Raw genomic sequence first — 322 nt, forward strand, 5'->3', positions numbered from 1 at the left:
GCGCGCCAACCACTGGCACTTCAACGGCTACGGCGGCCTCATCGACGGCCTCTACTTCCCGTGGGACAAGGACGAGCAGATCGCCCTCAAGATGGCCGAGCTCTCCGGCTGCCGCCGCTACCGTCCCGACGACATGATCCTCGAGGGCGGCTCCATCACCGTCGACGGCGAGGGCACCCTCGTCGTCACCGACCAGTGCCTCCTGTCCCCCGGCCGCACCTGCTCCGCGGTGCTCGAGGAGGAGGAGGACCCCGAGTCCCTCTGGCCCAAGTACCGCAAGAAGTTCGAGCCCTGGAGCGAGGAGCTTCGCGGGTACATGACC

At 68.0% G+C, this 322-nt stretch carries 1 protein-coding gene; it reads left to right on the forward strand.

Translation table 11 applies throughout. The features are described from left to right. Positions 1–322: agmatine deiminase family protein (locus tag ACTNA2_RS09125; RefSeq protein WP_441049402.1), on the forward strand; the 322-nt coding region annotated here is incomplete at both ends.

It is taken from the genome of Collinsella sp. HCP28S3_E9 (genome assembly GCF_052065455.1).
Lineage (GTDB): Bacteria > Actinomycetota > Coriobacteriia > Coriobacteriales > Coriobacteriaceae > Collinsella.